The organism is Rania fehmarnensis (genome assembly GCF_056494185.1).
The window spans coordinates 7,798,993-7,812,724 of the sequence record NZ_CM151398.1 but is presented as its reverse complement, the minus strand read 5'-3'; the positions used below and the strand labels follow the sequence as shown (position 1 = coordinate 7,812,724).

The following is a 13,732-nucleotide window of genomic DNA, read 5'->3' as shown; positions in this document are numbered from 1 at the left end:
TGCAGTGGCCACTGAATCTTAGTTCACACTACTCTCAGATGTCGGATGCCGGTGATGCCGCCAAACGTCGGCCAGCATCAAGCCAGACATCACCAAAAAACAGAAACCCAAAGCAATACTCAGCCCAATCGGTACCGCGTAGGTGCGATCTATTTGCCAGGTATCAAATGTCGATCCCATACAGGTTGCGACGATTATGAGGATCAAAGTGCCGGCCAAACGCACGATCACACTGGCTACCGCTTTACCCCGAGCCCGCAAGTAACCATCGATAGCCTGCAATAGACCGCGAAACATGCCCGCTGGCAGCAGCAACCAGGCGAACACCACCGTCGGGTCGAATCGATGACCATAGAACATGGGCACCAGGTAGGGCAGCAACAAACCCAAGACCGTAGCACAGACAATTTGAATGAGTAAACCACTAATCAAAATCTTCCATACCGAGCCGAGCGTCGGAATCTCGTGACTGCGAGCACCGAGATTGAAGGCATACAAACTGGCGGCATTAGGTACGATGATCAGCAGAGCAGCGATCGGCACAGCGGCTGCATAATATCCCAGCACCGCATGGTCGCTGACCAGTACGAGCATCAAACACATATCGATGCGTTCCAATAACTCGCTGGCAAACCAGGCGGCGATCAGCGGACGAGCTTCGCCCATCGCTTCAGGCACACTTACTGCAGTTGGGCCGAACCACGACTGATGCATGCCACGACCGGCCAGCATTAGAGCCATTGCCTGGCTGAACAGAAACAAACCACATACCGCAGAGAGGCTGGTCCAATGAAACATCCACGCCACGATCAGGACGATTGGAAAAGCCGCGGCCGCCAGAATTCGGCTTTGATTGTAGCGTGACAGGGCGCGTTGGCCGTGATCGACCGCGGCGACGGCTAAGCGTATTTGCTGCAGTGGCAAAGTCACTGCGCATAAACATGCCAATGGTAAAACTGAGCGAAACTCTTGGCCGAGAAAAAACACGTTCAGCAGCAAACAGACTGCCAGCGACAGACCACCTGCCACTACACCATATCGCGCCGCGCTCCGTCGTAGTGGCGCATCGCTCAGACCACGGGCGGCGTAGCCGGCGAACAGTTCAGGCGCGCCGAGCAATCCCAAATACACTAAAGCTTGCGGAAAGAGCACGGTCGCTGCAAACGCACCGCGCATCTCAGGGCCAAGCATGCGAGCCAGTAGGATGCCTTGCAGGGCAAAGAACACAAACGCACCTAGCGACGCGCCCAGCGTCGCTAAGGGGCCAATCACTCGGGCTATCCACGCGCGAAGACCAGAGGGCAACCAACTCGGACCAAACTCTTTACGCTGCTGTGCGGGCATCGATGACAAAACACTAGCTCCAAGGCTGGTGGCGCTAGTGGCCGACGCGTCCTAAAATCACGGCGGAAAATGTACTGACGATCAACTTGAAATCAAGCCACAAATTGCGAGCTCGAACGTAGCGCATATCCAGCCGCATCCATTCCACGAAAGTCATCTTGCGCGTCTTGGATATTTGCCAGAAACAGGTCAACCCCGGCTTGGAGAGCATGCGAGCCCGTTGCCAAGTTTCGCATTGATCAGCTTCCTTCACCGGCAAGGGACGAGGACCCACCAGCGACATGTCACCGATAAGCACATTGAAAAGTTGAGGCAGTTCGTCCAAACCTGTCGAACGCAAGATGCGTCCAAAGCGAGTTATGCGTGGATCATGACGCATCTTGAAGGCCGGGCCATCGCGTTCGTTACGCTCCAGTAGCGAACTCTGCATCTCTTCGGCATTGACAATCATCGTCCGCAATTTGTAAATCCAAAACGGACGACCCAGATAGCCAATGCGCTGCTGGGCAAAAAAAGCTGGTCCCGAACTGGTCAAGCGAATGATCAGGGCCGCCAACAAGATGAACGGTAAAGTAAGCGCTAAACCAATCGCCGCCCCGGTGACATCGAGCACGCGTTTCCATGCTGGATAAACACTGGCTAGGATACTTGTCGGTAACGGGCTGACTTTAATCGGCTCGGCTTCAACGGAGTCCAGCGGGACCGTATTGTCTTCGGCGATTATTTCCACCGTCTCATCCTGCGAGCCGTCGCTGTGCGATTTGTCAACGCGTCGCGGTCGCTCGGGATAGACGAACGCTTCACCCTCGATAGGCAACTGGGCTGCCGAAGCTAATTTGAGTATCTCAGCTAAGACGAACTGGGTGCCATCTTCGTTAGTGCACGGTAGCACGACACCGATGCGCCCATAGTTGAGGTGGCCCTTTTCGTCGGTCTCGCGCAAACGACGATGCAGCACCTTGGCTAACCTGAGCGAAGTGGTGCGCACGTTGCGCAAATCTACCACACGGAGAATGATCAAGCCAAAGCAGGTGCCTTCGCGATCAGCTCGCATGCGCTCTTTGGACAGCACACGTTGTAACTGACGCTGATTGATCAGCAGCGGAGTCCAAGTCGTGCGACGGGTCCACTTTCTTTCGGTCCTTCGTTTCAACCAACTCATCATGTTGCAATACCTAATGCGATTCCACCAACGGTTCGGACGGGCGATCCGCGCTCAGAGCAACGCCAGTTACCTGGTTGTCCTCTGCAGCGCCTCTGACATTGGAGGGACGACCAGCGATGTACGCATCGCCGGTATCAGTTCGAGCAATCGCCGAAGCCTTCTTGGCAGCCGGTTTATTGGCAGACAGGGCCGGTCTTAAGGCATCATCGGAATCAACTACAGTTTCAAGCTGCGAGCTGACCTTCGATCGCTGACGAATTTTCTTTGGGCCTCGCCACACGGCCAAGGCACAACTAATTACAAATGATCCCGCCGTCCCGAGCGCTAACAGTAAGCTGCGCTTGGGAGCGACGTGTTTGTAGACCAACATCGGAGGCTGCGGAACAGAGATATCGGAGAAGTTCCCCAGATCCAGTTCCTTGAGCAGCCGGGCCTCTTCACGCTTGCGACCGTAGGTCAGCACATCGTTGCGGGCCAGTTGAACGCTGCGTTCTAGCTCATTGATGCGCAATTCATCGGTGTTCAACTGAGCGGCCTTCTCCTGGGCAATCTTGAGTTTGCCATTGATCTCGTCCATTTGAGCTTTCCAACCTTCGAGGGCGGAGAGATTGCGGAGTCGATCAAGCTCGATCTCTTGACGAATGGGATTGAGAGCTTGCTTGCTCAAGACTCGATCGTCGGACTGTTGATCAAAGATGTTCTTAGCTTCGCGAAGTTTCGAGCGCACTTGTACCACCAACGGATGCTCGCCCGAATATTTACCGACCAACTCCTTTTCCATCATTTCCAGTTCAAACAGTTGGTTGCGCATGGCATCGGTGGCCACGTTGGCGACACCCGACGTTTGCTCCAAATCCAGCTTGTCCGGCATATTGATTAGCTTGCGATCGATCTCAGCGTCGCGCCCCTGAGCAGCAGCCAACTCAGCCGAGGCTTTCAGGCGGTCTGTCTGCAACTGCCGAATCTCTTGATGAATCAATTCCTGCTTGCCGGACACAGTCATCAAACTAATGCGATTCTTTTCATCGCGCAGTTCAGCTTCAGTCGCAGCCAGCCTTTGTTGACACAGTTCATACTCTTTGTCAAAGAACTGCAACGAGCCTTCCATGCTGTGAGCATCAACGTGTACCATGCGATACTCGCTGACGATCGCTTGACACAGATCGCGGGCTAGTTCGGGATCCAATGCCCGCACCGAGACTCCCAAGGTGTAGCTTTCTTTGGCAGCGTCGATGCTGAGCGCACTGAAGAGCCGCTTGATCGCCAGCTCCAAATTCTCTTGAGCTTTGAACTGCGCAGCCGTCATCCCTGCTGGTGTCTTGTCGCCACCAATAATGCGATGTTTGAGGAAACGATCCTGCAATGTGTTGGTGGAATTTTCAAACCAAACTCCCGCACGATCGAGGGCTTGATTCCACCAGGTTTCGTGGGACAAAAATCGATCAACGCCTACTTGCTTGACCGCGCGATCCAATACGACGCGCGACCGCAACATCTCGCGCACAGAATTAATTTCAGATTGACGACGGTCCATCAGCGAAATGGTTTGGCTGGCCGCTGTGGTGGCCGGGTCCAACGAAACAGTGCCTCGTCCCATACGTACATATAACAACGCATCGGACTGATAACTGTTGGGGATGAGCATCAAAATAACGACCACGATCATCGAGAACATGATCGTGGTAGCCAGGATGCCGAGCCAACGACTTCGCAGCGACGTAACAATATCCGCGAGGGTCACGAAGTCTTGCGGTGACGATGTCGACATTAACCAATCCCTTGAAACCGAACGAAGCCAAGGATCTTGTGGTGTACCCATCGGATCCGACTTGCGTTGGTTGATGGAGTTCACTCTTCACAAACTAACCAAACAGCGCTCGATTGCTAGCTGCACAAAGCTGCAATTGTAAACTTACCTAGCTTTTGCAAACCCCCTGGTCGTCAAATTCGGCAAAGGGCGTGTCCACCATTCTACCTAGTTTGAGCCTCACGTGTACAAACCGGAGCCCGAGGCGGAAGGTCGCCCGCTAGCGATCTGATCTAAGGGTGATAACAGTGCCGCTAGTGTGGTTGGATGCCCCACTAAAAGCCAGAGCCTGTATGAAAAAGTCCATAAAAATATGTCGTAGAAGTGGAAAACATGTAGCCGAAGTCGCCAGACTTTGGATGAACTACTCGTAGCCGAAGTCGCCAGACTTTGGATGAACTACCGTATGCGCTCGATTTAGGCCTGGTTCCTACGCGTACTCGTACTCGTACTCGTACTCGTAGGAGTAGGAGTAGGAGTAGGAGTAGGAGTAGGAGTAGGAGTAGGAGTAGGAGTAGGAGTAGGAGTAGGAGTAGGAGTAGAAATCTAGGCTTGAAACCTATGCCAGGCCTAGTTCGCTCATCACCAACTGCACATCCTGCCACACCAGTTTTTTGGCGTCGGGATTTCGCAGCAGATATGCGGGGTGATAGGTAACCAAGACGCGGGCGCCGTGGAAATGATGGAAGCGGCCGCGCAGCCGGCCGACAGAATCCGTGCTTTGAAGGACAGAGCGTACGGCGACTGCTCCCAGCAGGATGATGAACTCAGGTTGTAAAATCTCAAGTTGCGTCAGGGCGTAGGGGCGACAGTTGTCGACCTCTTCCGGCAGTGGAGTTCGGTTTTGAGGTGGTCGACATTTCAACGAGTTGAGGATGTAGACTTCTTCGCGTGCCAGCTTCATCGCGCGAATGATGTCGGTCAACAATTTGCCGGCCGGGCCCACGAATGGTCTGCCTTGCGTATCTTCGTCGGCACCCGGAGCTTCGCCAAAGAAACAAACCCGTGGGCGAATATGGCCCTCACCGAACACAGTTTGGCGACGGTAGCAAACCAGTTCCGGACATTTGCGACAAGCCTTAACTTGGACATCTAACTCGTCCAGTTTGCTTACTCGCAGCGCATTATCCATGTTGGGTAGCTGCCAGGTGCCAGGGGTCACTGGCATCGCTAATTCGGCTGCGGCGGGTGCATGTCGAGCGGTGGCTAGTGGCGTCATGGCCGGCGTAGTCGCGGCTGGTGTCGTCGGGGACTCGATTACGGACTGGGCTGCGGAAGCGACGCTTGCAGGCTCAGCTTTGGGCTGGGCTGCGGCTTGACGGCTGTCTGTGGTGTGCGCTTGAGCACCCATCAGCGGCGCGAGCACTGCAGTGTTGCCGGGATTGGCTGGCTGAGTATTAAAGCGCACCAGGCCAGCGGCTGCATAACACTCGAGTATTTGCATCAAGCCTTGGCGCAGTTTCGGTGCATCGGAGATAATTGGCGTGTCCATGGCGACATTATAACAAACTACTTGACCAGAGCTGCCTTGACCGCAGCCACAAATTGCTCAGCCGAATCCGCAGGCGAGCGATCTTGGATTGAGTGACGGGCAAACGTTCGCATCTGTCTCACAGTTGCGTGGTCGACTTGGATTATTTCCTCCATGGCTTGAGCTAGCGAGGTTGTGTCGTCTGGATTGTACAACCAACCATTGCGCTGAGGACGAATTAGCGTTTCACAGGCTTGCGAATGAATACTGCCCAAGACCAATTGGCCAGAGCCCAATGCTTCATCCACCACCAATCCCCATTCATCACCCAGGGTCGGAAAGAAGTTGATCGGATATTGTGCGTAGAGCGATTTCAACTTAGCGACATCGCAATGTCCCAGCCAATCAATGAAGAGATTGGAGGGCAGTTGTATCTGTCGAAGTTCATCAGCTTGAGGGCCAGTACCAGCAATTGCCCAGTGGATATGGATGTGCAGATGGCGCACAGCCCAGGCGCTCAGTTGCTCGATGGCTCGAGCGACGCCTTTACGAGCGATCAATTGGCTGATCGACAACAGATGCAGCTGTGAAGTGATTGAGGGTGGCTGCTCATCGACGATTGGTCCTAGATAGATCTTCTGCGGATCGGCTGCGTAGTTCCAAGGTAACATGCGGCAGATGTGGGCGGCTTGACTTAGAAGATAGCGCTGGCAGCTCGGACCGTTGTAAGTAATGATGTCGGCCGAGCGCAATAAATGACGACGGAGCCAGGTGCGCAGTCGACCACGCCCGGCTTCACTGCGTTCCGAACCGTAGATGCTCAACACGTGCCGCGTCGATCTATGGAAACGTCGATAGATAGAACTCTGCAAACTGCGCATGCCCATCTCCAGCGATACGATGCAATCGGGTTGGATGCGCCGCAGTTGGCTCCATGTATCCCAAGGCACGTGGATGAACAGTTCTTCGCTGTAGCCGCCCGGATGAGCTACGATCTTGCGTTTGGTCCATGTCTTCTGGCAGGTTACTTGTAAGCCTTGGCTATCGACCGAGAATTGTCGATTTGCCTCCATTGGCACTGATACCAGGATCTCCAGCCGTCTGACGCGCCGTGCGATTTCACGCATGACTTCGACCAGGTTAGGCGAGAGGAAGTTGACCAGAAAGACGACGCTGGCATCGGTGAGCGTTGTTTTTTTGGGGTCGGGCAAGGAACTCAGATCGCTCAAGGGAAATTACGATTTGGTTAATAGACGAGAGGTGTTAATTGTCATCTAGGATAACTACAGAATTTAAGATCAAAATATCGGAAGCACGCTCTGCGTACAGGGGACTTTGAAGTCCGGACGCAAAGCAGCCATGTAGGTCGGACCAATCGTCGGTTAAAAATATAAACCAAAAATTAGAGATTACTGGCGGACTTACGCCAAAAACTCGACTTCTGGAATTAGGGTGTAAAGCTGAGCGCACTCAGCCCGTAGCCGTTCCCGCGGGCTGGCTGACGTTTCTCAGCAATAGGAAGTTGCGTCGGAGATCGATAGATTAGCCAGCGATTTCAGGTGAAACTTCAGCAATCAACCGACCAATAGAGCTTCTAAATTTGAAACGTGGCGTCTAGCACGTTGGCAGAGCCAGGCAGTACGATGGTTGGCTCACAGCACTTAGGAAATCGAGGGACACTCACTTCAAATATTGCGTTGCAGAATTACTATTAGCGTTTTCATGATTTGCACCCCCGAGAACGAACATGCGGATTTTGGTTACGGGAGGCAACGGATACGTTGGCCGAGCGCTTTGTCGCCTGCTGGCTTCTTCGCACGATGTATGCATCGTCGATAGTTTGCGGTATGGCACCTGGCGATTTACTGATCGCGAGTTATCGCAGATGTCTTGCCGACGGCTGGACATTCGCGAGCTGTCTCCTTTGCGACAAGTGATGGCCGAGTTTAAGCCCGAGGCCATCATTCATTTGGCGGCGATCCATTTTATTCCAGAGTGTGAGGGCGACCCAGAACTGGCCGTTTCCACTAACGTGTTGGGAACGTCGAACGTTTGCGCAGCGGCGCCGGCGGGTTGCCGAGTGGTATTTGCCAGTACCGGTGCGGTTTATCAACCGGAAGCAGAACCGCATGACGAGTTGCGATCCATCACGGAACCGGCGGATGTCTATGGCTGGACCAAACTGCAGGGTGAGCAGTATCTGCGTTACTTTGCAAAACAACGCGGATTTGCGGCTGGAATAGTCCGTCTATTCAACGTGATAGGTCCCGGTGAAACCAATCCACACGTTTTACCAGAGATTGTGGCTCAATTAAAAGCCGGCCGAACTACACTGCAACTTGGCAACCTTGACGCCAAACGTGATTATGTTCACGTGGCCGATGTGGCGCGCGGGTTTGCCAAAGTCGCGACCGCCGGACAAATCGAACCGAGCCAAAGTTGTACTGTCAACTTGGGTACAAGTAGCTCACTGAGCGTAAAAGAGTTGTTGGATCAGTTGCGTCAAGTTGGAGCACCTGAATTCAACGTGGCTACCGATCCTCTGCGCATGCGACCATCGGACCGACCTTTTCTGTCGGCCGACATTACCCGAATCGGCCAAATGTTTCAGTGGCAACCAGAATTGTCTATCGGCCAGGCCTTGGCTGATCTGTGGCACAACCCTGACCTGCCGATTGAGTGGATTGATCGATATCGATGAAGATTCTGGGCACCATTGTCATACCTCCCCATTTGATGGCTAGCGGCGCGGTCAACGCCGCCCTGGCCATATCGCAGTCGCTGTTGCGTCACTGCGATATCGATGTTGCGTTGATGGCTGACGAGACCAGTCAGCAACGCTGCAAAGGCTTGAGTGTCTTCAAACGCCGAGCCAGCACGGCGATCGACTTTACGCGCGGCTGGTTGCCCAACAAGTACCGCACGCTCTTTTACCGTTCCGACATTGCGTCGCTGGTCGATGCTTACGACCTGGTGCACATCCACAACGCCATACCCGCCTTCGAGATGCAGCGCATTGCGCGGCGCTGCTTGGCTAAGAAGATTCCCTATGTGCTAACGACTCACGGATTTGTAGAAATTCTCGGTCTGCAATCCGCATATCAACTGAACATGCTGCAGCAGTTGATCGGCCGCTTCTGTATGCGTCGGCCGCTGCAGTTCGTGATTGATCATGCCAGCCACATTTGTTGCCTTGCCCCGCAGGATCATGCGCTATTGGTCGAGCTAGGCGTGCCAGTGGACAAGCTCTCGATCATACCCAACGGCGTCGCCAAAGATTTTTATCCAGAGCCGCCCGAGTCAGAGGTGGCGGAAGTTTGCAACAAATTCGGTTTGCCCGAGCACAAACAGTCGGATGTACCAGTGTGCTTCTTTCTAGCCAATCACACCCGCAATAAAGGGCTGGATGTTTTACTGGATGCGTTTCTGCAAAGCGAGCTGCCGTATTGCTTGATCGTCGGTGGTCGGAAGCGCAGTTATGACTACGACGGTTACCAGGCCAGAGCGCAGAGTGGCCAGCGCATCGTATTTACCGATCTCATCAGCGATCGCGAAATTCGCTGCTTGCATCATTACGCCGATTTATTTGTGTTTCCCTCACGAGCCGATACGCTACCACTGGTCGTGCTGGAAGCCATGGCGGCTGGTCGCCCAGTCCTCTCGACCCGTGTGGGCGGCATTCCCTATCAGATCGATGACAGTTGCGGCCGCCTGGTGGAACCCGAGAATCCAACTGCCCTGCGGCAAGCGTTCGAGCAGTTGGTCAGCGACCCAGCGCAATTGAAAGCCATGGGCCAGGCTGCCCTGAAAAAAGTTCGGGCCCAATTCGATTGGGATCTATCAGCCGATCTGACCATCGATGTATATCGTGAAGTTTTGGGACTCTGCCCGCTTCAACCACCCAGCGAGCAAGAAGAGTCCGCCAATCTAAAAGTGGCTCACTCGTAGCGGTTCTGTCAATCGACTGTCTTTGGCTGGTCGAGGTTTTGTTAGACTAAGTGCTGGCCGTCTATTCGTAGCCACCGTCACCAGACGGTGGACGCTTGGTAGCCACCGTCACCAGACGGTGGACGCTTGGTAGCCACCGTCACCAGACGGTGGACTCGGCTGGCGGCGAAATCCACCGCTTGGCAGCGGCGGCTACCTAACCTCCCTCTAAACCCACCTACTGACCGGATCGACAGTATGCGAACACTTGCTTGCCTCATGGCTGTGTGTTGGTTAAGCACTACCTTGCCAGCTGACACTTCCAAACTCAAAGCGCTGATTATCGATGGCCAGAACAACCACGATTGGAAGCGGACCACTCCATTGATCAAAGCCACTTTGGAGGAATGCGGACTTTTTGAAGTCGAAGTTGCGACAGCACCCGGCAAGCCTGAAGAGATGAGTGGCTTTGCACCCCAGTTCAGCTCCTACGCAGTGATCGTCTCGAACTATAACGGCAGTCCATGGAGTGAAAAGACCATGGCCAGCTTTAGTGACTATGTTCGTGGTGGCGGTGGCTTTGTCAGCGTACATGCAGCTGACAACTCATTTCCACAATGGGCTGACTACAACCGCATGATCGGCGTCGGTGGCTGGGGCGGGCGCAATGAAAAGTCTGGCCCGTATGTACGCTGGCGCGATGGCAAGATCGCGCGTGATACTCAGGCGGGCCGTGGCGGCAGTCATGGCCGTCGACATGCCTTCGAAGTGGTCGTTCGCGATACTGAGCATCCAATTACTTCAGGTCTGCCGAACAGTTGGCTGCAAGCTGAAGATGAGCTGTATGCCGAACTGCGCGGCCCGGCCGAGAATATGCAAGTGTTGGCCACTGCTCTTAGCAGCCAACAGTCGGGCGGCACCGGCGAACATGAGCCGATTCTCATGGCGATTCAGTTCGATAAAGGTCGCGTCTTTCACACGACCATGGGCCACGATGTCACGGCGATGAATGGCATGGCGTTTCAAGTAACACTGCAGCGTGGCGCCCAGTGGGCCGCCACCGGCAAGGTTACGTTGCCGCCGGTCACCAGTGAGGAACTGTCCAGTAGCCAAGTGTCAAATCGCGATCCACTAAAGCTGGCTCAAATCGATTTCCAAGCGATACCAGACTCGACTGCGGGTAGTAACTGGCAATCACTTTTCAATGGCAAAGACTTGAGTGGTTGGTCGCAGAAGAATGGAACGGCCACCTACTTGGTTGAAGAAAATTGTGTCTTAGGGCGAACCCAAGAGGGCAGTCCCAACTCATTCATGTGTACCGAGCAGAACTACAGCGACTTTGAATTGACCTTTGAAGTTAAGGTCGACGACGCGCTGAACTCTGGTGTCCAAATTCGCTCGCGTAGTCTTTCAAATTACAAGGATGGACGCGTCCATGGTCCTCAAGTCGAAATAGAAACTGGCGGCACTGCCGGTTACGTCTACAGCGAAGGCACTGATCGCGGTTGGATCAGCGCCCAGCAGCCAAAGATGGAGGCTTTCAAGAAAGGCCAATGGAATAAATACGCCATTCGCGCCGCTGGTGCCCGTATTCAAACCTGGGTCAATGGCCAGAAAATTGAAGACCTGGTCGACCCAGCCAGTTTCCGATCTGGCTTTATCGGCTTGCAAGTCCATGGTATCCCTAAAGACCAAGGGCCTTACGAAGTCCGCTGGCGCGAGATCAAAATCCGGGCTTTATGATCGTGGCGCAGGCGCTCAGTTGTTTTTGATTGCCTGAGTCGAAAGCCTTGACGGCTTCCGCTACGGGAGTCGTCGAATCCGAAAGCCTTGACGGCTTCCGCTACGGGACCCTGGGGGGTGCAAGACTAGAAGTCGCTGCCCGGTCTGCGTAGTATAATTAAGTAGTGGCGGACACTTTTCTCTTTGGTCGTATGCAGCCCAGTTATGCCGGGCTGCCACGAAGCGGAGGCGCAACAACGCAGTGCGAGAACATTATCGATCAACCAGTGTGGCTCAGGAACGGAGTGTCTTGGCTAGGGTTATCGGTCCCAGCGATGCTTTTACCGAAGACCCCTTGGATGAATTGACTGGTCTGGCGGAGACAGCAGGCACCCAAGTTTGTGGTGGAGTCGTCCAACGACGCGAGACTCCTGACCCCAAGACCTACGTTGGCAAAGGTAAGGTATCGGAACTGAAGATGCTGGTCGAAGCCAATGAGGCGGACCTGGTGATCTTCGATAACGATCTTTCTCCCAGTCAAACGCGCAACCTCGAGAAGGTTGTCGGATGCAAGGTCATCGATCGCACGGAGCTGATTCTCGACATCTTCGCTTCCAATGCGCAAACTCACGAAGCTCGGCTGGCTGTCGAACTGGCACAGCTGGAATATTCGTTGCCGCGACTGAAACGCATGTGGACGCACTTGTCGCGTCAAACGATGGGTGTCGGGATGCGCGGCCCGGGTGAAAAGCAATTGGAAGTTGACCGTCGCTTGGTAGAACGCCGCATTCACGAACTGAAGATGGACCTATCCAAGGTCGAACGTCGACGTGAACGCGAAGTGGCCGGTCGTCGCGATTATTTAACAGTCTCGCTGGTCGGTTACACTAACGCTGGCAAGAGCACGCTGATGAACGCGTTGACAGAAGCCGATGTGCTGGCGGTCGACAAGTTGTTTGCCACGCTCGATACGCGTACGCGACGTTGGACTCTGCCTAGTTGGGGACCAGTGCTGCTGAGCGATACCGTCGGTTTCATTCGGGACTTGCCGCACAACCTGGTGGCTAGCTTCCGCGCGACGCTTGAAGAAGCGCGACAAGCCGATTTGCTCTTGCACGTCGCCGATGCCAGTAACCCGGCTGTGCTGGATCAAATCTCGGCAGTTTATCGCGTACTGCATGAACTGGGGATCGACGAGAAACAAACGCTGTTGGTCATCAACAAAGTCGATGTGCCGGGCGCCATGGAACGCATGGCTGCCGTCGAACAACGTTATCCTCGGTCCATTGGCATTAGTGCTAAGACGCGGCTAGGCTTCGAGAAACTGGCGCACACCGTCAGCGGTATGCTCAGCGAAGACTTTGTGACCGTCGGCCTGCGGCTGAGCCCAGCGGACGGGCGCACCGTTGCCTGGCTGACCAAAGTTGGCGATGTGACCAGCAAGCAGTACCACGATGAGTACGTAGAGATTCACGTGCGTTTGCCCAGTCGTCATGCCGGCCGTTTGATGCGCGAAGGCTATCAATTAGACGTCCACAGCGGTACGTTGCCGGACGTCACTCCCGCTCCCGACAATTGGCGTGAACAACTGCCCTCATTTCGCATCGCCTAAGCCCTAATCCCGAATTGGATGTGTCCACGTGCTTAGTTAAAAGCTGACGAACTCCTATGGGAGACGGGGGCCTGCGGGTATAACTTGCTCGCAGTCCGTTTTGCTCGTTTCCCACTGAAGGTGCGATTTATGCGGCGTCATGGCCCGTGGACAATCGTGAAGTCGACGCTGGTTTACCAAGATCCATGGATTCGTTTGGATCGAGATGACGTTATCCGACCCGATGGTTTAGCGGGTACGTATTCGACCGTTCATCTCAAACCGGGAGTGACGGTTATTGCCGTCGATGCCGACAACGTCGTACATTTGACCAGCGAATTTCATTACGCGGTCGGTCGCGTAACCCTGGAAGGAGCTAGTGGTGGCATTGAATCGGGTGAATCGGCCCTCGAATCAGCCAAACGTGAATTGTTGGAAGAGTTAGGCATCGTCGCCGCCCGCTGGACTTCGCTGGGCACCGTCGACCCGTTTACATCCGCCGTACTCTCGCCAGTCGAGTTGTACCTGGCTGAAGAATTGTCATTTGTTCCCACGCAGCCCGAAGGCACTGAACTGATTGAACGAGTACCGATGCCGCTAAGTGAAACCATGCAGGCTGTTCACGAAGGTCGCATCACCCATGCGCCAACTTGTGTCGCACTGTTGAAACTCTGGCTGCGACATCAATCCCACCAGTGACTTTTG

At 54.4% G+C, this 13,732-nt stretch carries 10 protein-coding genes; 5 read left to right on the top strand and 5 right to left on the bottom strand.

The window, feature by feature from the left end; translation table 11 throughout:
• Positions 1-18: 18 nt before the first annotated feature.
• From SH573x_RS26635 to SH573x_RS26615, 5 genes are all read right to left on the bottom strand, one after another.
• Positions 19-1,353, bottom strand: coding sequence for a lipopolysaccharide biosynthesis protein (locus SH573x_RS26635; RefSeq protein WP_479351095.1), 1,335 nt, complete (start codon positions 1,351-1,353; stop codon positions 19-21).
• A 25-nt stretch (positions 1,354-1,378) separates the two neighbouring features.
• Entirely contained in the window at positions 1,379-2,509 is a 1,131-nt protein-coding gene (locus SH573x_RS26630) for a sugar transferase (protein ID WP_479351094.1), read from the bottom strand.
• A gap of 10 nt (positions 2,510-2,519) precedes the next feature.
• A complete protein-coding gene (locus SH573x_RS26625; protein WP_479351093.1) occupies positions 2,520-4,277 on the bottom strand; it encodes a GumC family protein in 1,758 nt (585 codons plus the stop codon).
• Between the two features lie 598 nt (positions 4,278-4,875).
• A complete protein-coding gene (locus SH573x_RS26620; RefSeq protein WP_479351092.1) occupies positions 4,876-5,808 on the bottom strand; it encodes a uracil-DNA glycosylase in 933 nt (310 codons plus the stop codon).
• Positions 5,809-5,825: 17 nt separating this feature from the next.
• On the bottom strand, positions 5,826-7,016 hold the full coding sequence (locus tag SH573x_RS26615; protein ID WP_479351091.1) for a glycosyltransferase family 4 protein: 1,191 nt from the start codon (positions 7,014-7,016) through the stop codon (positions 5,826-5,828).
• Positions 7,017-7,534: 518 nt separating this feature from the next.
• Between SH573x_RS26615 and SH573x_RS26610 the strand changes: the two genes are divergently transcribed.
• The 5 genes from SH573x_RS26610 to SH573x_RS26590 all read left to right on the top strand — a co-directional run bounded on the left by SH573x_RS26610 (position 7,535) and on the right by SH573x_RS26590 (position 13,726).
• Positions 7,535-8,488, top strand: a complete 954-nt coding sequence (locus SH573x_RS26610; RefSeq protein WP_479351090.1) for an NAD-dependent epimerase/dehydratase family protein — start codon at positions 7,535-7,537, stop codon at positions 8,486-8,488.
• A complete protein-coding gene (locus SH573x_RS26605) occupies positions 8,485-9,735 on the top strand; it encodes a glycosyltransferase family 4 protein (protein ID WP_479351089.1) in 1,251 nt (416 codons plus the stop codon). The genes SH573x_RS26610 and SH573x_RS26605 overlap by 4 nt, the downstream gene beginning before the upstream one ends.
• A gap of 237 nt (positions 9,736-9,972) precedes the next feature.
• Positions 9,973-11,457, top strand: a complete 1,485-nt coding sequence (locus SH573x_RS26600; RefSeq protein ID WP_479351088.1) for a 3-keto-alpha-glucoside-1,2-lyase-like domain-containing protein — start codon at positions 9,973-9,975, stop codon at positions 11,455-11,457.
• 268 nt (positions 11,458-11,725) lie between these two features.
• Positions 11,726-13,048 carry a GTPase HflX gene (gene hflX, locus SH573x_RS26595; protein ID WP_479351087.1) on the top strand — a complete coding sequence of 441 codons (1,323 nt, stop codon included), beginning with the start codon at positions 11,726-11,728 and terminating at the stop codon, positions 13,046-13,048.
• A 129-nt stretch (positions 13,049-13,177) separates the two neighbouring features.
• Complete coding sequence (locus SH573x_RS26590) at positions 13,178-13,726, top strand: NUDIX domain-containing protein (protein ID WP_479351086.1); 549 nt, start codon at positions 13,178-13,180, stop codon at positions 13,724-13,726.
• Positions 13,727-13,732: the final 6 nt, after the last annotated feature.